Consider the following 19,859-nt stretch of genomic DNA (forward strand, 5'->3'; position numbering starts at 1 on the left):
GAAAGCCCGAACGGGTCCTTCCTTCGTCACGGCGCCCGGTCGGAGCGGGCGCCGGCACCGGGGAGAATGCCGGGTGTAAGTTCGCATAAGGCGAATTGGTTAGCAAAGTGCAAACCGGCGGCCCCGGATCTCGTCCCCTGTTAAGCTCCGCCGACTCCACTGCCCTTCGCTGCCATGTCCGTCTCCCGCCCCGATCCTGCAACGACCGTTGCCCCGAACGAAGACCGCGCGCAGCGCGCGATCCAGTCCGTCGAGGTGGGCGGGCGGCTGCTGCTGGTGCTCGGCGAGCGCTCGGCGCCGATGACGCTGAAGGACCTGGCCGAGGCGGCGGGCCTGCCGGCTTCGCGTGCGCACCCCTACCTGGTGAGCTTCGGGCGTCTCGGGCTCGTCGCCCAGGACCCCGGCACCGGGCGCTACGCGCTGGGCCCGGCGGCGCTGCAACTGGGGCTCGCCTGCCTGCGCCAGCTCGATCCGCTGAAGGTGGCGTCCCCGATTGCCGAGGCGCTGGCCGAGCGCATCGACCAGACGGTGGCGCTCGCCGTGTGGGCCAACTTCGGCCCGACGGTGGTGCGCATCATCGAGTCGACCCAGCCGGTGCACGTCAACATGCGCGTCGGCACCGTGATGGACCTGGAGAAGACGGCCACCGGCCAGGTCTTCGCCGCCTTCCTGCCGGCGCGCAAGCTCGTGCAGCTCGCGGCCGGGCCGCTGGGCGGGCAGGGCGGGGCGCTCCTGCCGGGCGCGGTCGGCATGCCGGACGAGGAGCGGGCCGCCGCGCTGGAAGAGGTGCGCCAGCGCGGCCTCGCGCGCGCGGTCGGGCAGCCGATCCCCGGCGTCAACGCCTTCTCCGCGCCGGTGTTCGACCATGCGGGCGACGTGGAGCTGGTGCTGACCGCGCTGGGACCAGCGGTCAACTTCCCGTCGGCGTGGAATTCTCCGATCGCGAGGGCGGTCGGCGACGCGGCGCGCAGCATCTCGGAAAGGCTCGGCTGGCGGGCCTGATCGCCACGCCGCGCGGGCGGCCGGCTCCCTGACGCCGGCCAAGCCCGGCGCGTTTCAGCCTGCCGGACCCTCCGGCAGGCCGGCGGCGCGCTCCGCCTGTCGCTGCTGCTGGAAGCGTTCCAGCACCGGGCCCCAGGCGTGGCGCAGCACGATGCGGTCCAACCCGTCGAGCCGCAGCAGTCCGGCGCGGCGCTGCACCTCGGTGGGCGCGACGCCCTGCTCGATCCAGGCCAGCAGCGCGGTGTTGCGCAGCAGGCTCGGGCCGTGCTCGGCCGGCATCGTGCGCAGGTGCCCGGCGTCGACGGCGTCCCTGATCGCGGCGCGCACGATGCGGAAGGCCGCATGCCGACCCAGCGGCATCGTCCAGCGCCTGCTGCGCAGGTCGGTCAGCAGCGGCTGCTCGTGCGGGCGCGCGAGCTCCATCGCGCCGGCCGCCGCGCGCAGCCAGGCCTGCAGCGCGGCGACGGTGCGCGCATCGAGCTCCAGCTCGCGCGTCTGGTTGCGGCGCTCGCCGCGGACCGAGAGGCGTTCCGGCTGCTGCGGCGAGGGCAGCACGTCGGCGAGCGTCAGCGCGATCGTCTCCGCGACGCTCAGCCCCTCGAGGACCAGCAGCAGCAGCAGGGCACGGTCGCGCAGCGGCCCCGGCTCGCTGCCGGCGGGCAGGCCGGCGACGAAGCGGTCGCGCTCGTCGATGTGCAGTGCCGCGGACTGGGGCTGCTCGTGCTGGGGCAGGCCGGGCTGCGGTGCGGCCGGGTTCTGCGCGATCCACTCCATGCGCAGCGCATGGGCGTAGACCTCGTCGAGCACGCGCCTGTAGCGGGCCTGCGTCACCGGCCGCAGCCCGCCGGCAAGGAAGGCAGCGACATGGCGCGGCTCGGCGTCGTTCCAGCGCAGCTCGATGCCGGCCAGATGGCGCCCCCAGCTCAGCCAGTAGCTTTCGTACAGAGCCACCGATTCGTCGTTCAAGGGCCGGCGTTGCAGGGCGCGCCACGTCGCCCAGCCGTCGAAGGCGGACTGCAGATCGGGAGGGGAAGCTTCGGTTTTCATGTTAGTCAACATACATGAAAGCAGTTAAAACCACAACCGAAACGCTCCCTCCTCTCCACATCAAACCCACCTTACATCCCCTTGAACCCCAGGGCGCCGAGGAAAACGCCAGCGGCCCGCCGAGCGCAGCACAGGAGGGGAGAGACGAGAATCGATGCCATTCCACCTGCCCCCTGTATGTTGAGGATGGATCGGCTGCTCGAGCCCTCTCCTGCCGACTCCGCCTCCCCGCCCGCGTGAGCACCGCCTTGCCGGAACCGCCGGGCAGCGGCGACACGGTCGGGCGGCGCACCGCGGTCCCTCCTGCCGACCGCCCCCGGGAACCGGTGCGAAGCCGCACCCGTGGGCGACGGGTCGACTCAAGCGCCGACGAGCTCAGCCGCGGGCGGCCTCGGTGTCCGGCTCGATCAGGCCGAGGAAGTGATCGAGGACATGGAAATGGTCGTCGAGAAAGCGGTCCTCCAGCGCCGCCAGCTCCTGCAGCGGCACCCACAGGGCCGCGGCGGCGTCGTCGCCGCCCTGCACCTCGGGCAGCGGCCGATCGCCCAGATCGAGGTAGTGCGCATGCGTGATCGTGCGCCCGCGCTGGCTGCGGTCCGGGTGGTCGAACACCTGCGCGCGCCGCAGCGCCTGCTGCAGCACCTCGTCGGGCAGCACGAGCTGCGTCTCCTCGCGCAACTCGCGCAGTGCCGACTGCCAAGCGGTCTCACGCTGCTCGATGAAGCCGCCCGGCAGGGCCAGCAGCCCCTTGCCCGGCGCCCGGCCCCGCTTCACGAGCAGCACGTGGTCCGCGCAGCGCAGCACCGTGTCCACCGTGACGAACACCGGCGGGTAGGGCGCGGCCGCCCATTCCTCGCGGTAGCGCTTGAGCATGCGCCACTCCTGCACCAGCTCGGCATGGAAGGGCAGCGCGGCCCAGGCGCGCAGGAAGCCGCGCGTGCTCGCGGGCACTTGGTCAACCAGCGCCGCGAGCACCGCGTCGATATCCGCCGCGCCCTGGAACAGCACGTCGCGCAGCCGCGTCCCGTCCGCGCCGGGCACCTGCTCGACCGCGCAGCCGCTCCAGCCGGCGGCGCGGCGAAGCTCGTTCCAGCCCTCGTCCTCCGGCCGGCCGACCAGCACCCGGGTCGCCTCCGGCGCCAGGCCCTCGTCCGCAAGGCACGCCGCGACGCCATGGCGCACCGCTCGGCTCCAGCGCGACAGCTCGTAGTGGTCGCGCACCGGCACGAAGCGCAGCCTCTCGCGCTCCTTCGGCGGCAGCGCGAGGCCGATCATCTCGGCGCGCTCGCGCCAGGTGAAGGGGTTGCGCGGCGTGCGGGCCTGCTGGGCCGAGCCGAGCACGACGATGCAGCGCGGCGCGAGCGACAGCGCATGGCGCAGCAGCGCCAGGTGGCCGTTGTGGAAGGGCTGGAAGCGGCCGATGCAGACCGCGGCGTCGGGAGTGGCGGGAAGGGTCATCGCGGAAGACTCGAAGGTGGGATGCGGGCCGTCGGCCTTGCCCGCCGGCGCGGTCACGCCGGACGCTCGGGGAGACAGGCCGGGAAGCCCGTATCGTCGCAGATCGTCCCGCCGGGCGGCCGCAGCGCCCGGCCCCCGGCAGGGCCGCACGCAAGCGGCACGACAGGCCGTCCGCGAAACCGGCAGCCGCCCGGTCGGGACCCGAAGCCGGCCCGGTTCAGCGGCGGGCCGAAAGCGCGTTGTCGGGCGCGGTCGGCCAGAGGCCGCGTTCGACGACGCGGCCCTGCTGGAACCGAAGCCAGCTCTCCCCTGCGTAGTGGGGCAGGGGACGGATCAGCGACTCGAGCGCCCCGGGGTCCTGCGCCGCCACCACGACCGTCGGCGCATGGGCCCCGGGCGCTGCCCAGACGACGGCGGATGCCGTCCCCGGCGGCCATTGCGGGGCCGGCAGGCCGAGCGCGGCAGCGACCGCCTGCGGCGTGCCGATGCCGATCGCGAGGGCCGGCGACTCCCGCTGCCAGGCATCGACGGGAACCGGCGCCGCTGCGGACTGCAGCAGTTGCCGCGCAAGCCGGCGGGCCGGCTCGCCGGCCTCCTGCGGCAGCTCGACGAGAACGGTCTGCGCTTGCGGCAGCAGGGTCAGGTCGCGCAGGACCGGCACCGTCTCGCCGGCGACCAGGCGCCGGAAAAGATGGTGCTCCGGATCGACCTGGAGCCCCACCGGCCTCGCCGAGGTTCGCAGCTGCACCGATCGTGCCGCCTCGGCGAGCTCGAGGACTCGCGTTTCACGCCCCTGCGCCGTGTCGATCGCGACCGGAACCCGCAGCCGATAGGGCGCTCCTTTCTGGACAAGCGTCAGGCGCACCCCATCCTCCTCGAAGGCGACTTCCCCCAGAGCCAGCTCGGCCGCCCCCGCCCGGTCGACCCATTGCCCGAAGAAGCCCTCCAGCCTCTCGCCGACGGCCTCCTCGAAGGCCCGCCGCAAGTCGTCCCAGCCCGCGGCCTGGCCGCGTCGGGAGGCGTAGAAGCGCCGGAGGCCGGACTCGAACGCGCGCTCGCCGAGCCGCTGCTCCAGCATGTGGAAGACGAAAGCCCCCTTGCCGTAGCCGACGACCTGGTCGCGCGCATGGAGCTTGCCGACGAAGCGCGACAGCGCCTGGTCGTCCGCCGCGGGCAAGGCCGCGTGGTCGCGCAGCCATTCGCGGCGCATGCGCTCGCGCTCCGCCGGGCCGGACAGCCGGTAGTCGCTCATGTAGGTCGTCAGGCCCTCGGCCCAGTTGCCGCTGCCCCCGGCGACACGCACCGCGTTGCCCCACCAGGCATGCAGGATCTCGTGGGGCAGCGAGCGGGCGCGCATGAAGGGCAGGGGCAGGATCTTTCGCGACACGTAGGTCAGCCCGGGATAGCCGAGGCCGACCGGGTGCGGGGCCGAGACCACCGCGAAGCCCCGGTAGGGGTAGGGGCCGATGATCGAGGCGAAGCGGTCGACGTGGACCGCGACATCGTCGAGGTAGGCCGGCGCCAGCCGGCGCTCCTCCTCGTGGAAGTAGGCGCGCAGGCGCAGGCCGCGGTGGATGCGCTCCTCCACGACATAGGGGCCGGCGAAGAGCGACGGCGGCTCGTCGGGATAGGCGCGGAAGGTCGCGCGCACACCGTCCTCGCCGATGCGCTCGTGCACCAGCTCGCCGGTGAGCACCGGCAGCTGCCCGCGGGGCGCGAGCACGGTGACCTCGAGCCGGTCGGCCTCGCCGAACCTCGGATACCACGCGAACTCGCCCGGCAGCCAGCTGCCTTCGGGTTTCAGCCGCGGCGGCTCGGAACCGTCGAGCCGCCCCCCGTAGTGCAGCTCCAGCCGCGTCGCGCCCGCGGGCAGCTCCACGCTCAGCCGCTCGCCCTCGCGCATGAAGCGCAGCGGAGCCCCGTTCGCGGTGAGGCGCTCGACCTGCAGGCCCTCGCCCAGCTCGAGCTGCACCCGGCCGCGCTGGCCCGGGGGCAGCACGATGCGGTCCCTCCCGTGCAGATCGCCCCGCTGCGGGTCGATCGTCAGCAGCAGCTCGTGCGTGGCCGGGGCGGCATGCGCCGCGGCAGCCAGGAGCAGCGCGGCAAGAACGAGGATGAGCCGTGGCAGCCGATGGATCACCGTGTCTCCTTGCTGTGCGTCACGTGCGCCGGGCGGCAAGCCGGCGGCCGGGAAACCGCGCCGGGCGCGTCGCGGCACGCCCGCGGCCCATGCTCCCAGCCGCGGCCCCGGATTGTCAACGCCCCTCGGCTCCCCCGCCCGCGCTACGATGGGGCCGGTCTTCAGGAGGAATCCGTGGACGGCTCGACCGCACCGCCCCCCACGATCGCCCCGCACTTGCACCGCGCCCGCATCCTCGACATCGCGCTCGAACTGGGGGAGCTGCGCGGCTGGGATGCGGTGCATCTGCACGACGTCGCGAGGGCAATGGGCGTCACCTTGAGCGACATCCATCGTCATTACCTCCAGAAGGACGCCCTTGCGGAGGCCTGGTTCGACCGTGCCGACCGGGCCTTGCTCGAGGCCTGCGAGGCGCCGGGCTGGGGTGCGCTGGACGTCCGGGAGCGCCTGCACGGCGCCCTGTTCGCGTGGCTGGACGCGCTGGCGCCCCACCGCAGGCTCACGAGCGAGATGCTGCGCTACAAGCTGCAGCCGGAGCACCTGCACCTGCAGGCCCTCGGCGCGCTGCGGGTCAGCCGCACCGTGCAGTGGTGGCGGGAGGCGGCATGGCTGCCCTCCACCGGCTGGCGCCGCGAACTGGAAGAGGCGGCGCTGACGGTGACGTACCTGTCCACGTTCGCCTCCTGGCTTCGCGACGAGACCCGCGGCGCCGAGCGGACCCGGGCCCGGCTGCATCGACAGTTGACGGTGGCGGAGTGGGCCGCGGTGCGGCTTGCGTTTCGCCGCTGAGCCTCGTGGACCTGTTCACCCATGCCTTGCTGGGCGCGAAGCTGGCCCATGTCGCCGCGCCGGCACGTCCTTGCCTGACGACGCGCGAGCGTCTGCTGCTCGCAGCGGTGGCGGCGGCCTTTCCCGACATCGACTTCGCCTGCTTCCTGATCGACCCACTGGTTTTCCTGGCTGACTGGCATCAGGGCCCGACGCACTCGGTGCTGCTGCTGCCCCTGTGGGCGGCACTGATCGCGATCCTGTTCGCGGGGTGGGTGAAGCGAAGGAATGTCCTTTCCGAGGCGGTGCTGGTCAGCGGCCTCGGCCTGGCATCGCACATCGCCGCCGACCTGCTCACGGTGTACGGCACGATGGTGCTGTACCCGCTGTCGCGCCGGCGGATGAGCCTCGGCACCACCTTCGTCATCGACCCGGTCTTCACCGGCATCGTCCTGGCGGGACTGGCCGGCAGCCTGTGGAGCGGGCATCGCCGGGTGGCCGCTGCCGGCCTGGTGCTCCTGGCCGGCTACGTGGCAGCCCAGATGGGACTGCAGCAGCGCGCGCTGGAGGTTGCCCGGGTCTCGCTGCGGGCAAGCGGGCTCGAGGCAACAAGGCTGTCTGCGCTGCCGCAACCCTTCTCGCCCTTCAACTGGAAGCTCATCGCCAGCGACGAGACGCTGCACCGGCAAGCCTACGTGAATCTCGTCGGTCATCCGCCCTTGCTGCCGTCGATGCCGGGGCTGCAGCGCTTGCACGACATCGCCGCCGCCTTCCAGCCGCCGCAAGGGCTGGACTGGCACGTCCGCCACCGCCACGGAAGCCGCCCGGAACTGCAGCCGGCCATCAGGCAGCTTTGGGACGACCCGCGTTTCGCACCCTTCCGGCGCTTCGCCACCCACCCGAGCGTCTCCGGCGTCGAGCAGGGGGGTGGCGAGACCTGCGTCTGGTTCACCGACCTGCGCTACGACCTGCCGGCCTTGCCCGACACCTTCCGCTACGGATTCTGTCGCGACGGCACCCGCGGGCCCTGGCGGCTGTATCGCTTGAGGTACTTCTCGGCGCAGGACAGGCAGCGGCTCGGGTGAGCCCCGAACGAGGGGCGTCCGCGTCGCCGGCTCCGCGCCGGACCCTGCCCGCCCCGCGCTCCCGTCGTGCCGGATGCCGCGCGCCGCACGCGCCTTCCTGCAGGTGCAGCCCGGAAGCCGGCGCTGCATGGTCGGGCGCACCGGGCGCCGGCAGCGTTCTGTCCTGAAGCAAGCCGTGACGGCATTCCGCTTCCCTGCGTGACGAAGGCCACGAAACCCGCCGCCACCCCTGTCGGCCGCCGTGCCTTGCGGTGGTAGATTGAAACTCCATGCAACCGCAAACCGGGCGAAAGCCCGGGACGCAAAGCCTCCGGCCTACAGCGCCTCATGCGCGCCACGGTAGCGGGGCTGCCGGTGAAGGGGCCGTCCTCCCCTTGCCGGCCTCTCATGAAACGACAGAGGCCTTCCATGTTCCTTCTCACGCCGACCCGCGCCAGCCGACGCTCCCTCTTCAGGTTCTCCGGCGTGTGCGCTGCCACCGTGCTGGCCCTTGCCGCCTGCGGCGGCGGCGGGAGCACGGCCGAGGGCAGCGCGACCGGTTCGCTTCAGCTCGGCGGCGTCGTCATCGACGGTCCGATCGAGGGGGCCCGCGTCTTCCTCGACCTGAACCACAACCAGACCCACGACAGCGGCGAGCCGATCTCCGCGCCCACCGATGCCGCCGGCGCCTTCACGCTGGTGACCGAGCGCCTCACCCGGGCCCAGGCGGCGACGGCGATGCTCGTCACCCATGTGCCGGACACGGCGAAGGACTCGGACGACGGGGGCCTGACGCTCGCGGCCGCCGGGCGCCGCGGCTTCGCGCTGATGACGCCCGTCACGGCCTACCTGCAGGTGGCCGAGGGCGGCGCCAACTCGGCGCAGCCCGCCGTCCTCAGCCCGCTGACGACGCTGGTGGCCGGCGAGATGGCCTTCAACGGCCTCACGCTCGCAGAGGCCAAGGCCACGGTGCAGGAGCGCCTCGCGCTGCAGGGCAAGGACCCGCTGGGCAACTTCGTGGCCGCCCGGGACCGGGGCCTGGGCGATCTGGCGCGCGCTGCGGCCATCGCGCTCGGCGAGGCGGGCCGCTCGATCGCCGAGGCCGCCCGGCAGGGCGAGGGCCTGGCGGTGCACGAGCAGGTCGAGGCCGCCGTGCGGACCGTGACGGAGCAGCTCCCCGCGCTGGCGACCGACCTCGCGCTGGCCGGCTCCGGAGCGGGCGGCCTGCCGGTCTCCGCCGTGGTCGCCGAGCTGGAGAAGCCGGCCGCCGTCGCCGCGCTGCGGAAGGCGGTGCAGGGCAAGGGCGGCAGCGCCCAGACCTTCCGCGACTACGTCGTCGTGTTCCGCCCGAACGTCGGCAACCCGGCCACGGAAGCGGCCAACCTGGCGCGCGGCCATGCCGGCCAGGTCCGCTTCACCTATTCCACCGCGCTCAAGGGCTTCGCGGTGCGCTTGCCCGACGCGGCCGCCGATGCCTTCCTGGCCGCCATGGCGCGCAACCCGAACGTCGACCGCGTCGAGGTCGACCAGCCGATCACGCTGTCGCAGACGACCCAGTCGAGCGCGACCTGGGGCCTGGACCGCTCCGACCAGCGCGATCTGCCGCTGTCGGGCAGCTACAGCTATTCGACCAACGGCACCAGCGTGCGCGCCTACGTCGTCGACTCCGGCATCCTGGCCGGCCACGCGGATTTCGGCGGCCGCGTGAGCGGCGGCTACACCGCGATCAACGACGGCTACGGCACGAGCGACTGCAACGGCCACGGCACCCATGTCGCGGGCACGATCGGCGGCGGCACCTGGGGCATTGCCAAGGGCGTGTCGCTGGTCCCGGTGCGGGTGCTCGACTGCGCGGGCTCCGGCACGCTCAGCGGCGTCATCGCCGGCCTCGACTGGATCGCGGCCAACGCCACGCGCCCGGCCGTCGTCAACATGTCGCTCGGCGGCGGGGCCTCGTCCACGCTGGACGCGGCGGTCGCGAACACAGTGGCCCGGGGCATCGCGGTGGTGGTGGCTGCCGGCAACGACGGCGCCAACGCCTGCAACTACTCGCCGGCGCGCGAGCCCTCCGCGCTGACGGTGGGCGCCACGACCAGCAGCGACGCGCGGGCCTCCTACTCGAACTTCGGCACCTGCCTGGACCTGTTCGCGCCGGGCAGCTCGATCAAGTCGGCCTGGTACACCTCGACCACGGCCACCGCCACGAGCAGCGGCACGTCGATGGCCGCGCCCCACGTGGCCGGCCTCGCGGCGCAACTGCTGCAGGCGACGCCGAGCGCCACCCCCGCGCAGCTCGCCGACACGATCAAGTCGGCCGCGACGACCGGCAAGGTGACGAGTGCCGGCTCGGGCTCGCCCAACCTGCTGATCTACACGGGCGCCGCCTCGGCCAGCCAGCCCCCTGCGTCGAGCTCGACCCTGGTCTCGGTGGCCGCGCTGAGCGGCAGCGCGGCATTGGTGCGCAATGGCTGGCGTGCGACGGTCACGATCGCCGTCAAGGACGCCAACGGCGCGCCGGTCCCCGGCGCCGTCGTCAGCGGCGGCTTCACGTTCGGCGGCTCGTCGGTCAACTGCACCACGGCGTCGAACGGCAACTGCAGCATCGGCAGCGGCAACCTGTCGAAGTCCACCCTGGAGACGAAGTTCACCGTCAGCGGCATCACCGGCACCAACATGAGCTACGACCCGGGCAAGAACGCCGCGAGCTCGATCACCGTGAGGAAGCCCTGATCCGGCAGTCCCCAGACGAGCGACGACCCATGAAAACCTCAAGACTTGCGTTCATCTGCACGGGCAGCCTGCTCGTCCTGGCCGGCTGCGGCGGAGGATCCCCGCACGGCGCCGCCGACCTGGAGGCGGCGCGCTCGAACAGGGTCACGGAACGGGTTGCCTTCGAGAGCATCAAGGCCACCAGCACCACTTCCTTCGTTGATGAAATGCTTTCCTTCGACTCCTCCCGATGGCAGGCGGCCCACTGGAACAACGGCGGCTACTTCCTGAACGGCTGGCACCCGAACCAGCTCTCGTTCCAGGACGGGCATCTGAGAATCACGCTGGAAGCGGACTCGCAGAACCTCACGGGCAAGAGTTGCGTCTCGGGCGAATACCGCACCCAGGACTCCTACGGATACGGCTTGTACAAGGCCCGGCTCATCGCCTCCAACGTGCCGGGCACCATCACCGCCTTCTTCACCTACACCGGTCCGGCAGAAGGCACGCGGCATGACGAGATCGATGTCGAGATCAAGGGGGACGACCCGCGCAAGCTGAGCGTGAACTACTGGACGGATGGCGTCGAGCACCCGACCGTCATCGACCTCGGCTTCGACGCCTCCGCCGATTACCACGACTACGCCTTCCGCTGGACGCCGAGCTCCATCCAATGGTTCGTCGACGACAGGCTCGTCCACGAGGAAAAGGGCGCACGGGGGCCGCTGCCGGAGGTCCCGGGGCGCATCATGCTCAGCCTCTGGGGCGCGACGGGCGCCGAGCCCTGGAGCAGCACCTATCAGGTGACGGGCACACCTTCCCTGGCATCGGCGGAGCGGGTCGGGTTCAGCGCCGAGGAAGCCTCGCCGCAGAGGCCGGTTTCCGTCGCCGCACTCTCGGGAAGCTCCCACACCTCGGGGAAGGGCTGGCGCGCGGTCGCGACCATCACGGTGCGCGATGCGAACGGCCTGGCGGTGCCCGACGCGGTCGTCACCGGTGGGTTCACGGTAGGCGGCTCTCCATTGAACTGCACCACCGGCAGCAGCGGCGTCTGCAGCATCACCAGCGGCACCATCGCCAGGACGAGAAGCAGCACCAGCTTCTCCGTGAGCGGCATCTCCGGGACGAACCTGAGCTACAACGCAGCTGCGAACCTGGTGGAATCGGTCGCGATCGCGCGGCCCTGAAGGACAGCAGGCCCGGAGGCACCGCGCGCGGTGCTGCCGGGCCTGCTGGGGCCTGCGCCGCCGATCAGGGCTCCACGCCTGCCTCGCCGAAACGCAGCCGGCGCGTGCCGAGCGCGTCCGCGATGCCCTCGTCGTGGGTGACGAGCAGCAATGCCGCCTCCGTCGCCTCGACCGCGTCCAGCAGCGCGGCCAGCGCCTCCTGCTGCGTCAGGGGGTCGAGCCGCGAGGTCGGCTCGTCGGCGAACAGCAGCGCGGGCCGCACCGTCAGCACCCGCGCGAGCGCCACGCGCTGCAACTCGCCGCCCGAGACCTCGCCGGGCCGGCGCGCGAGCAGCGCCTCGGGCACGCGCAGCCGCGCGAGCACCTCCTGCACCTCGCGCCACGCGCCGCGGTGCAGGCGCACCACGTCGCGCAGCGAACGCTCCAGCGGGACGTGCGGCGCGAACGAGGCCACCGGGTCCTGGTAGAGCTTCTGCAGCGCCTGCGGCCCGAGCTCCCGCGCCCGCCGGAGCTCGCCCCGGTCGGCCGGCAGCAGGCCGAGCAGCACGTTGCCGAGCGTGCTCTTGCCGCTGCCGCTCGGGCCCTGCAGCACGAGCCGCTCGCCGCGCCGCACGTCGAGATCCAGCCCCTCGAACAGCGTGCGTCCGCCGAAGCCCTTGCTCAGGCCGCGCGCCTGCAGCAGCGGCGGGCCGGCGGGCGCCGGCACGGCCTCGCGGCGCGGCCATCGCGAGGGCTCGGCGGCGATCAGCCGGCGCGTGAAGTCGTGGCGCGGCGCGGCCAGCACCTGCGCGGTGTCGCCCTGCTCGACCACCTCGCCGTCGCGCAGCACGATCAGCCGCCCGCCGAGCGCCTGCGCGACGCGCAGGTCGTGCGTGATCGTCACGACGCAGCCCCCTTCGCGCAGCACCGCCTGCAGCATCGCGACGATGCGCCCGCACCAGCGGGCGTCCAGTCCCTTGGTCGGCTCGTCCACCAGCAGCACCCTCGCGCCGCCGGCCAGTGCGATCGTCGCCGCGGCGCGCTGCGCCATGCCGCCCGAGATCTGCCAGGGATACTGGCGTACCGCGGCCGACAGGCCCACGCCGTCGAGTTCCCGCAGCGCGGCGGCGCCGGCCTCGGCCGGGGGCACGCCACCCACCAGGGCATGCACTTCGGCGAGTTGCGGCGCGACGCGCCGCAGCGGATCCAGCGCCAGCGCCGGCTCCTGCGGCAGCAGCGCCAGCCCGCTGCCCCATAGCGGGCGTCGTGCGCGCGCATCGTCGGCGCGGCTCGCACGGCCGGCCACCGTCACACTGCCGCCCGCACGCAGCGCCGGGGACAGGTTGCCCATCACCGCTTGCGCCAGCAGCGACTTGCCGGCGCCACTCTCGCCCAGCAGCGTCAGGGCCTCGCCGGCGCGAAGCGCGAAGGACAGTTCGCGCAGCAGCGGTCGCGAACCGACGTGCACGGCGAGGCCGTCCACGCCGAGCAGGATGTCGTCGCTCATGTTTCCTCCCGGTCGCCGGCGATCAGCATCATGCCCAGCACCACCAGCATCAGCAGCACGACGGGCGCCGCGATCAGCCAGGGCGCTTCCTCGTAGTGCGGCAGGAACTCGGTCATCATCAGGCCGAGCTCGGGCGTCGGCGGCTGCAGCCCGACGCCGATGAAGCCCAGCGCCGCCAGCGCCAGCACCGCCTGTGCCGCACTGAACGCGAGCAGCGTGCCGAGCAGGGGCGCGAGCGCGGGCAGCAGGTGGCGGCGCAGCAGGTAGCCGGGCCCGAAGCCGAGCAGCCGCGAGGCCTGCACCGCGTCGCCCGCCAGCACCGGACGGCTCGCCGCACGGCTGACGCGGAAGTACTCCACCCACAGCGACAGCGACAGCCCGATGTAGAGCGCCCAGTGCCCGCCCTGCGCCAGCGCGGCGAACAGCAGCACCAGCAGCAGCCCCGGCAGCGACATCACCGCATCGGACAGCAGCACCAGCGCGCGCTCGGTGCGGCCGCCGCGCCAGGCCGCGGCGATGCCGAGCAGCACGCCCGGCACCGCCGCGGTGACGGCCGCCAGCAGCGCGAGCCCGAGCGACAGTTGCGCCGCGTGCGCCAGACGGGCGAGCACGCTGCGCCCCAGCAGGTCGGTGCCGAGCCAGTGCGTGGCGCCCGGCGGCTGCAGGCTCGCGTAGAGATCCTGCCGTGCGGGGTCGATGCCGATCAGCGCCGGCCCGAGCAGCGCGAAGGCCGCCACGAGCAGCAGCAGCGCAAGACCGACGTGGCGCGGCGCGGACGCGCGGCGCCGCGCCGCGATGGCAAGTGGAAGCGGCGTGCTCATCGTGCCTCCTCCGTCGCCCGTCGCGGGTCGAGCGCCATGCAGGCGGCGTCGACCCCGAGGTTGAAGGCCACGAACAGCAGGCCCATGCACAGCGCGGTGCCCTGGATCATCGGCACGTCGCGGCCGAACACCGCATGCACCAGCGCGTGCCCGATGCCCGGCCAGGCGAACAGCGTCTCGACCACCAGCGCGCCCTCGGCGAGGAAGACGGTCTGCACGCCGAGCCAGGCGACCACGGGCAGCGCGGCATGGCGCAGGCCGTGGCGCAGCAGCGCCTGCCAGTCGCTCAGGCCCTTGGTGCGCGCGAACTCGTGCGAGGGCGACTGCACCGCCTCGCGCATCGCGTGACGCGCCACGCGCGCCAGGCCCGCGGCCAGCGGCAGCGCCAGCGTGAGCGCCGGCAGCAGCAGGCCGCCGTCATGCGCGTCGCCGGCCACCGGCAGCATGCCGAGCTGCACCGCGACGAGCAGCATCAGCAGCAACGCGAGCAGGAAGGGCGGCATCGCGCGCAGCAGCACCGCGAGCGCGAGCGTGAGGCGGTCGCAGCCGCCGCCCGGGCGCAGCCCGGCGCGGATGCCCAGCGGCAGCCCGATCAGCGCCGCCAGGCCCACCGAGGCGAGCGCGAGGTCGATCGTGTGGCCGAGCTGGTGGGCCACCTCCTGCCAGACCGGCACGCCGGTCACGAGCGAGGTGCCGAGGTCGCCGCGCGCGATCTCGCCCCACCACTGCAGCAGCGCGAGGCCGAGCGGGCGGTCCAGCCCCAGCTCGGCGCGCACCGCGTCGGCCGCGGCATTGCTGACGAGGTCGTAGCCGTAGCGGCCGGCGGCGATGCGCGTGGCGAGGTCGCCCGGCAGCGCGCGCGCCATGAAGAAGCAGACGGTGCCGACGAACAGCGCGAGCGCGAGCGCCTGCACCGCACGCCGGGCCAGCAGCCCGCCCCAGGCGGAAGAGGGACCCATCATGCCTGCCACCTCATCTGCGTGAGGCGGTAGGAGCGCTCCAGCGGGTCGAGGCTCACGCCCGAGACGCGCGCGCTCACCGCGACCTGCTGCCGGTACCAGGCGATCGGGATCACCGGCAGCTCGGCCTGCAGCACGCCCGCCACCTGCCGGCGCTGCTGCACGAGGCGCCCGGGCGGCAGGCCGCCGCGGGAGAGCTCGGCCAGCGCCGCCTCGAGCATGGCGCTGCGCCAGCCCATCGCGCCCCAGTCGCCGCCCTGCGGCCCGAAGTCCTGCGCCAGCGTGCCTGTCGGGTCGGGCACGGTGGCGTAGTTGCGCGCGGCCAGCCCCAGCTGCAGGCTGCCGTCGCGGTGCCCGAGCGGAATGTCGCCGGAGTTGCCGATGTTCACCTTCACCGCGATGCCGGCCAGGCGCCACTGCTCCTGCAGCACGGTGGCGATGATCGGCAGCTCGGGCCGGTCGGGGAAGGTGCGCAGCGCGAGCGTCAGGGGCCGGCCCTGCGGGTCGCGCAGCCCGTCGGCGGCGCGGCGCCAGCCGGCCTCGGCGAGCAGCCGCGCGGCGGCTTCCGGGTCGTGGCCGAGCGGCGGCAGACCCTCGTCGTGCCAGCCGCGCAGCGTCGGCGGGAAGAGCTGCGTCGCGGCGAGCTCCGGGTCGCGCAGCACCGCCAGGGCGATGCCCTTGCGGTCGATCGCGAGGCTGAGCGCGCGGCGCACGCGCAGATCGCCCAGCGCCGGCAGCCCGGCGTTGAGCTTGACGATCACGGTGCGCGGCAGCGTCACCGTCTCGACCGGGACCTTGCCGCGGCGGCGCAGGCGCTGCAGGCTCGCCGGGTCGAGCCCGTAGGCGAGGTCGGACTGGCCGCTCTCGGCCATCAGCGCGCGCGTCTCGGGCCGGCTCGCGACGAGGTAGCGCACCCGCCCGATCGCCGGCCGCGGGCCGTCGTAGTGCTCGAAGGCCACCGCCTCGACCTGCTGCGGCGGCGCGAGCAGCGAGACCCGGTAGGGACCGCTGCCGACGATCGCCTGCACGCTGCCGTCGGCGCGGTAGCTCGACGGCGCGAGCACCAGCGTGCTGCTGTGCGCCAGCAGTGCGGGCAGTCCGCCGAAGGGCGCCGACAGGCGGATGAGCACGACCGCCGCGCCCTCCGCCTCGATCGAGCGGACGGGCGCCGCGCTCAGCAGCGCCGGCGGGGTGCGCGCGGCCTCGAGGCAGCGCACCACGGCTGCCGCCGTGACCGGGGTGCCGTCATGGAAGCGGGCGGCAGGCCGCAGCTCGAAGCGCCAGGCGAGGCCGTCGGCCGAGACGCTCCAGCGCCGTGCGAGCGCCGCTTGCGGCGTGCCGTCGTCGAGCGCGTCGAGCAGCGTCTCGGCGATCTGCATGCGGGTGAAGACATAGCCGCTGGCCGCCGGCGCGAGGCCGCCGATCTCCCAGGGGCCGACGATCTGGAGCGGCCCCCGCGAGGGCTGGGCGCGGAGGGCGAGCGGTGCCGCGCCGGCCGCGAGCCCGGCGGCGCCGAGCCGCAGCAGGTCCCGGCGCGTGAAGTCGGGGAAAAGTGTCATGGCAGCCGCCCTCAGAACTTGGCCTGCAGGCCGGCGGTCAGGCTGCGCGGGGTGCCCGGCGCGACCCACAGGCGGCTGTAGGAGCTGGTGTAGTGGGTGCGGTCGAACAGGTTGTCGACGTCGAGCGACAGGCGCAGCACCGGGCTCAGGCGCCAGTAGGCGACGAGCTTGGCGGTGGTGTAGCCGGGCAGCTCGAAGGCCGGCGTGCCGAGCCGGGCCTCGTCCTGCGTGCGCGCCTGCTGGCCCAGGCGCGTGCCGACGTGCGTGAAGCCGCCGCCCAGGCCCCAGCGCTGGCCGTTCGCGAGCGCGTCCTCGTAGACCGCGAGCGCACTGCCGTTGACGCGCGGGACGTTGCTCAGCCGCCCACCCACCTGCAGCGTGTTGTCGCGCGTGACCTCGACGTCGTTGAGCACCAGGCTCGCGTTGACGCGCCAGTGCGTGCCGAGCTGCCCGGACAGGTCGAGCTCCAGCCCGCGGCTGCGCACCGCGCCAGCGGCGACCATGAAGTTCTCGGCGGACGCGTTGGCGGGGTCGGCGGTCAGCACGTTGCGCTTGCGGATGTCGAACAGCGTGGTGGTCGCGCCGAAACGGCGGTCCGCGCTTTCCCACTTGCTTCCCGCCTCGAAGGCCTGCCCACGCTCCGGCTCGAAGGCATTGCCGCTCCGATCGAGACCGGAATTGGGCCGGAAGGACTGGCCGGCATTGGCGTAGACGGTCCACTGCGCGGTGGGCAGCCAGCTCAGCCCGATGCGCGGCGAGGTGGCCGTGGGCTCTTGCCGCTGGCGGACCGGGCGGCGGTTGGCGACGCCCTCCACCTGCTGCTCGTGGCGGTCGACGCGCACTCCGGCGAGCAGCCGCCACCGGGGCGCCAGGTGCAGGACGTCCTGCAGGTAGAGCGCGGTGCCGCGCTGGCGCTCGCGGGTGTCCGTGTTGGGCCCGGGCACCGGCTGCGGCTGGCCGTAGACCGGCTCGTGGATGTCGATCGCGTAGGGAGCGCCCGCGCTCGGGTTGGCGCGCAGCATCAGCGAATCCATGCGGAAGCGATAGGTCTCGACGCCGAGCAGCAGGTCGTGGCCGAGGCCGCCGGTGTCGAGCGTGCCCTGCAGCTCGGCCTGCAAGGCGGCATCCCGGGAGTCGTAGTCGCGGAAGCGGCGCTGGCGCCACAGCGTGCGCTGGTCGGCCTGCAGCGAGCCCGACTCGGTGGAGAAGCCCTCCAGCGCCGTCTCGCGCAGCGACAGCCCGAGCCGGCTGCGCCATGCGGAGCTCCACTCCTGCGACAGCACGAGCTGGTGCGCGCGGTTGTCCACCGTCATGTCGCCGTCGGCCGGCTCGCCGAGGAAGCGGCTGCGCGGGACGGCGCCGAGCCGGTTGTCCACCGCCACCACGCCGCGGTCCAGCGGCGCCGCATGGCGCAGGAACTCGCCGCGGTAGTCGAGCAGCGTGTCGGCGCCCAGCCGCCAGCTGAAGGCGGGCGCGAGCACCTGGCGCTCGGAGCCCGCATGGTCGCGCCAGCCCTCGCGCTCCTCGGCGGCGACGTTGAGCCGGTAGGCGAAGTCCTCGCCGAGCGGGCCGGTGCTGTCGAGCGCGGCGCGCCTGAAGCCGTGGCTGCCGGCGTAGGCCTCGGCCGAGTGCGCGGCCTTCCAGCCCGGGCGCTTGCTGACGATGTTGAGCGTGCCGCCGGGCTCGCTGCTGCCGTACAGCGCCGCGGCGGGGCCCTTGAGGAACTCGATGCGCTCCACGCCCGCGAGGTCGCGCGGCGCATTGAAGCCGCGGTTGCCGGCGAAGCCGTTGAGCAGCGTCGCCATGTTGACGTTCTCGTTGCCCGGCAGGCCGCGGATCACGACGTTGTCCCACAGGCCGCCGAAGTTGTGCTGGCGCGAGACGCCGCCGACGTAGTCGAGCACCTCGTCGAGCCGCGTGGCGCCGAGGTCGTCGATCGCCTGGCGGGTGATGACGCGCACCGACTGCGGCAGCTCGCGCAGCGGCAGATCGGTCTTGGCGCCCGTGGCCTCGGCGGCATGGTAGGCGCCGGACTGGCTGCGGCCGACCACCTCGACGGTGGACAGCTCGATCGCGGCTTGCGCCGCGGCGTCCGTCGCGGTCTGGGCAGCGGCGACGGGGACGAACAGCGCCGCGGCGGCCAGCGCGAGCGGAGCGGGGGTCGGATGAAGGGAACGAGGGCGGGTCATCATGGATACGGATCTCGGCATGGGAGCGCCCGGCCGCGCCATGTGCGCAGCGCGGCGATCGGGGCCCGAATGAAGGCAGGCGCACGCCCCGGCCGGGGGGCTGGAGGGCGTGCGGTGCAGGAGCGCCAGGGGGCTGGCGCGGCGGTTCAGCCGGGATGAGGCGGAGGATCGCGCGCCGCGAAGGGCCAGCGGTGGGCGTGGGGCGGGAGGGTCGCCGATCGCGACAGGCTCGGTGCGGCACTGCCGGACAGCGGAGCCGCAAGCACCGCCGGGGGCGCTCCGCCCGGCGCATAGTGCGCCTGCGTCAGGCACCAGACGCAGATAGGATGAAGCTGCTCGTCAGGCTCGCCGTCAGGGGAGGGAGCCTCTGCGCCGCCGGCCACGGCAGGGGGCCGGGTGCCCGACTCGGCCAGGTGCAGCGATTCGTGCAGCCAGGCGCCGAGGGTCGTGTTGAGGAACACGACCAGCAGCATCAGACGGATCACGGCGTGGCGGGCGGGCATGAGCGAGGGCGAAACCGCGCATCATAGTGGCAGCGCCGGCGGCTCGCCGGGGGCGAGCGCCTCAGGTGCGCACGTCAAAGACGCTGCGCAGGTAGGCCAGGAAGGTCTCGTCGACGCAGATCGTCTTGCCGGGCGAGTCCGAGAGCTTGGCCACCGGGCGGCCGTTGCACGACACGAGCTTCATCACGATCTGCAGCGCCGGGCTGGCAGGGCCCATGTCGTTGCTCAGGTGGGTGCCGATGCCAAAGCCCGTCTGCACGCGCCCGGCGAAGTGCCGCCACAGCTCGATGGACTTGTCGACGGTCAGGGCGTCGGAGAACACGAGGCGCTTGGTATGCGGGTCGATGCGCAGCTTCGCGTAGTGGGCGAGCGCCTTCTCGCCCCACTCGACGGGGTCGCCCGAATCGTGGCGCAGCCCGTCGAACCAACGGCGAATGGCAGAACCATGGACATGGCTGAATCTCCGATGGCGCCTGGGAACCAGGCCTAAAAGCCCTTGTCCATGGTGTCCATAGCGTTTCTGACCAGTTTTGTGAGTTCATGTCCATAGCCTAGTCTCTGTTTGACACCGTCCCGAGGGCCGGTCCTACGGCCCTTGTTGAAGCTCGATTTCATAGAGAGCTGCAGGGAGAGTCGACCCTCTGCAGACGCAATCGAAAACCCTGTCAAGCAGACCCTAGAGGCAGCAACGGCGCCAAGAACGCCTCACAGACGGGAGGTAGTGCCAAGGTTGAGGTTCCGGCAGGATGAAGAGGCAATCGCAGTGGTCGCGGTTGCTGCTCTTAGTCCTTTGCCCAGCTGGCGTGTTGTTTCTGCTGCTGCCCGACTTCCTCCCTCACCTGCTCTGATGCGGCAGCGGAAGTCAGCTCGGGTTTTTTTCCACATCCATCGCTAGGGCAACTGGAACGACACCTTGTACATTTTTTCCAAGGCATGGGGGATCGCTTCAGGTCCTGCCTTGTTGATC

At 73.0% G+C, this 19,859-nt stretch carries 14 protein-coding genes, 1 pseudogene and 1 riboswitch; of the genes and pseudogenes, 5 read left to right on the forward strand and 10 right to left on the reverse strand.

Features of this window, described 5'->3' with window-relative positions; genetic code table 11:
• The first annotated feature begins 174 nt into the window (after positions 1–174).
• Positions 175–1,002 carry an IclR family transcriptional regulator gene (locus D3A59_RS01805; protein WP_119153230.1) on the forward strand — a complete coding sequence of 276 codons (828 nt, stop codon included), beginning with the start codon at positions 175–177 and terminating at the stop codon, positions 1,000–1,002.
• 54 nt (positions 1,003–1,056) lie between these two features.
• On the opposite strand, the gene D3A59_RS01810 is transcribed toward D3A59_RS01805, so the two are convergent.
• The 3 genes from D3A59_RS01810 to D3A59_RS01820 all read right to left on the reverse strand — a co-directional run bounded on the left by D3A59_RS01810 (position 1,057) and on the right by D3A59_RS01820 (position 5,647).
• A complete protein-coding gene (locus D3A59_RS01810; protein WP_157991353.1) occupies positions 1,057–2,049 on the reverse strand; it encodes a hypothetical protein in 993 nt (330 codons plus the stop codon).
• A gap of 375 nt (positions 2,050–2,424) precedes the next feature.
• The gene (locus D3A59_RS01815) at positions 2,425–3,507 is read right to left on the reverse strand and encodes a bifunctional nicotinamide-nucleotide adenylyltransferase/Nudix hydroxylase (RefSeq protein ID WP_119153264.1); all 1,083 of its coding nucleotides are present in this window, start codon (positions 3,505–3,507) and stop codon (positions 2,425–2,427) included.
• A 217-nt stretch (positions 3,508–3,724) separates the two neighbouring features.
• Positions 3,725–5,647, reverse strand: coding sequence for a M1 family metallopeptidase (locus D3A59_RS01820; RefSeq protein ID WP_119153232.1), 1,923 nt, complete (start codon positions 5,645–5,647; stop codon positions 3,725–3,727).
• A 174-nt stretch (positions 5,648–5,821) separates the two neighbouring features.
• Here D3A59_RS01820 and D3A59_RS01825 point away from each other — a divergent pair, with 174 nt between their 5' ends.
• From D3A59_RS01825 to D3A59_RS01840, 4 genes are all read left to right on the forward strand, one after another.
• Entirely contained in the window at positions 5,822–6,436 is a 615-nt protein-coding gene (locus tag D3A59_RS01825) for a TetR/AcrR family transcriptional regulator (protein WP_240635888.1), read from the forward strand.
• A gap of 5 nt (positions 6,437–6,441) precedes the next feature.
• Positions 6,442–7,500, forward strand: a complete 1,059-nt coding sequence (locus D3A59_RS01830) for a metal-dependent hydrolase (protein WP_119153233.1) — start codon at positions 6,442–6,444, stop codon at positions 7,498–7,500.
• Between the two features lie 266 nt (positions 7,501–7,766).
• A riboswitch (cyclic di-GMP riboswitch) is annotated at positions 7,767–7,856 on the forward strand.
• Between the two features lie 52 nt (positions 7,857–7,908).
• Positions 7,909–10,209: a S8 family peptidase gene (locus D3A59_RS01835; RefSeq protein ID WP_205665074.1), complete on the forward strand. Its 2,301-nt coding sequence runs from the start codon at positions 7,909–7,911 to the stop codon at positions 10,207–10,209.
• A gap of 29 nt (positions 10,210–10,238) precedes the next feature.
• The gene (locus D3A59_RS01840; protein ID WP_119153234.1) at positions 10,239–11,375 is read left to right on the forward strand and encodes a family 16 glycosylhydrolase; all 1,137 of its coding nucleotides are present in this window, start codon (positions 10,239–10,241) and stop codon (positions 11,373–11,375) included.
• Between the two features lie 64 nt (positions 11,376–11,439).
• Here the strand turns inward: D3A59_RS01840 and D3A59_RS01845 are convergent, their stop codons facing one another.
• From D3A59_RS01845 to D3A59_RS01875, 7 genes and pseudogenes are all read right to left on the reverse strand, one after another.
• Positions 11,440–12,861: an ABC transporter ATP-binding protein gene (locus D3A59_RS01845; protein WP_119153235.1), complete on the reverse strand. Its 1,422-nt coding sequence runs from the start codon at positions 12,859–12,861 to the stop codon at positions 11,440–11,442.
• Complete coding sequence (locus tag D3A59_RS01850) at positions 12,858–13,682, reverse strand: ABC transporter permease (protein ID WP_119153236.1); 825 nt, start codon at positions 13,680–13,682, stop codon at positions 12,858–12,860. The genes D3A59_RS01845 and D3A59_RS01850 overlap by 4 nt, the downstream gene beginning before the upstream one ends.
• Positions 13,679–14,644, reverse strand: coding sequence for an ABC transporter permease (locus D3A59_RS01855; RefSeq protein ID WP_119153237.1), 966 nt, complete (start codon positions 14,642–14,644; stop codon positions 13,679–13,681). The genes D3A59_RS01850 and D3A59_RS01855 overlap by 4 nt, the downstream gene beginning before the upstream one ends.
• Complete coding sequence (locus D3A59_RS01860) at positions 14,641–16,200, reverse strand: ABC transporter substrate-binding protein (RefSeq protein WP_119153238.1); 1,560 nt, start codon at positions 16,198–16,200, stop codon at positions 14,641–14,643. Before D3A59_RS01860 ends, D3A59_RS01855 begins: the two co-directional genes overlap by 4 nt.
• A gap of 11 nt (positions 16,201–16,211) precedes the next feature.
• Entirely contained in the window at positions 16,212–18,392 is a 2,181-nt protein-coding gene (locus D3A59_RS01865; protein ID WP_119153239.1) for a TonB-dependent siderophore receptor, read from the reverse strand.
• Positions 18,393–18,535: 143 nt separating this feature from the next.
• Positions 18,536–18,862 (reverse strand): hypothetical protein, encoded by a 327-nt coding sequence (locus D3A59_RS01870; RefSeq protein ID WP_157991354.1) that lies wholly within the window; start codon positions 18,860–18,862, stop codon positions 18,536–18,538.
• A 91-nt stretch (positions 18,863–18,953) separates the two neighbouring features.
• Positions 18,954–19,316, reverse strand: a pseudogene (locus tag D3A59_RS01875) (nicotinate phosphoribosyltransferase); the annotation flags it as partial.
• Positions 19,317–19,859 lie beyond the last annotated feature (543 nt).

It is taken from the genome of Caldimonas tepidiphila (assembly GCF_003569765.1).
Classification (GTDB): Bacteria; Pseudomonadota; Gammaproteobacteria; order Burkholderiales; family Burkholderiaceae_C; genus Caldimonas; species Caldimonas tepidiphila.

Coding starts and splice junctions, on each gene's coding strand:
- D3A59_RS01845 (WP_119153235.1), bottom strand. CDS start 12,861: ATGAGCGACGACATCCTGCTCGGCGTGGACGGCCTCGCCGTGCACGTC.
- D3A59_RS01815 (WP_119153264.1), bottom strand. CDS start 3,507: ATGACCCTTCCCGCCACTCCCGACGCCGCGGTCTGCATCGGCCGCTTC.
- D3A59_RS01870 (WP_157991354.1), bottom strand. CDS start 18,862: ATGCTGCTGGTCGTGTTCCTCAACACGACCCTCGGCGCCTGGCTGCAC.
- D3A59_RS01860 (WP_119153238.1), bottom strand. CDS start 16,200: ATGACACTTTTCCCCGACTTCACGCGCCGGGACCTGCTGCGGCTCGGC.
- D3A59_RS01855 (WP_119153237.1), bottom strand. CDS start 14,644: ATGATGGGTCCCTCTTCCGCCTGGGGCGGGCTGCTGGCCCGGCGTGCG.
- D3A59_RS01850 (WP_119153236.1), bottom strand. CDS start 13,682: ATGAGCACGCCGCTTCCACTTGCCATCGCGGCGCGGCGCCGCGCGTCC.
- D3A59_RS01805 (WP_119153230.1), top strand. CDS start 175: ATGTCCGTCTCCCGCCCCGATCCTGCAACGACCGTTGCCCCGAACGAA.
- D3A59_RS01810 (WP_157991353.1), bottom strand. CDS start 2,049: ATGAAAACCGAAGCTTCCCCTCCCGATCTGCAGTCCGCCTTCGACGGC.
- D3A59_RS01840 (WP_119153234.1), top strand. CDS start 10,239: ATGAAAACCTCAAGACTTGCGTTCATCTGCACGGGCAGCCTGCTCGTC.
- D3A59_RS01865 (WP_119153239.1), bottom strand. CDS start 18,392: ATGATGACCCGCCCTCGTTCCCTTCATCCGACCCCCGCTCCGCTCGCG.
- D3A59_RS01835 (WP_205665074.1), top strand. CDS start 7,909: ATGTTCCTTCTCACGCCGACCCGCGCCAGCCGACGCTCCCTCTTCAGG.